This window comes from Ectopseudomonas oleovorans (genome assembly GCF_003052605.1).
Taxonomy (GTDB): domain Bacteria; phylum Pseudomonadota; class Gammaproteobacteria; order Pseudomonadales; family Pseudomonadaceae; genus Aquipseudomonas; species Aquipseudomonas oleovorans_A.
In genome coordinates this window covers 23,897-24,405 of the sequence record NZ_QASO01000001.1, presented here as the reverse complement: position 1 = coordinate 24,405, position 509 = coordinate 23,897, and the positions used below count along the sequence as shown (strand labels likewise).

Sequence of the window (509 nt, the reverse complement as noted above, 5' to 3'; positions counted from 1 at the left end):
GATTACAGATACGGCAGTCATACGGTCTACCAGATCGAGTATCACTTTGTTTGGGTGACTAAGTACCGATACAAGGTGCTCAGCGGTGAGGTTGCTGAGCGAGTGCGAGAGCTGGTGAGACAGACGTGCGAAGCATTTGAAATTCGGATTGTGAAAGGTGTGGTGAGCAAGGATCACGTGCATATTCTGGTGAGCAGTCCGCCGAATTTGGCGCCGAGTGAGATCATGAGGCGGATCAAGGGGCGTACGGCGAGCAAGCTTTTCGAGGAGTTTCCCCATCTGAAAAAGCGCTATTGGGGGCAGCATTTTTGGGCTCGCGGGTACTTTTGCGCGACGGTTGGGCAGATGACGGAAGAGATGATCAAGCAGTATCTGGAGCATCATTTTGAGCCGAGCCCGAACGATAATTTCAGGATGGAGCCTGACTGATCCGACGCGTCGTTCAGTCGACGCGTATCCGGACTTTCAGTCCGTAAGTCACTAACCCACCGACTTCAGTCGGTGGTTGT

Annotated in this window: 1 protein-coding gene; it reads left to right on the top strand. The window is 52.8% G+C overall.

What is annotated here, in order from left to right; genetic code table 11:
• The coding region (gene tnpA, locus DBO86_RS00130; RefSeq protein WP_146173169.1) for an IS200/IS605 family transposase at nucleotides 1-429 on the top strand (429 nt) is incomplete at its 5' end.
• Between the last annotated feature and the right edge of the window lie 80 nt (nucleotides 430-509).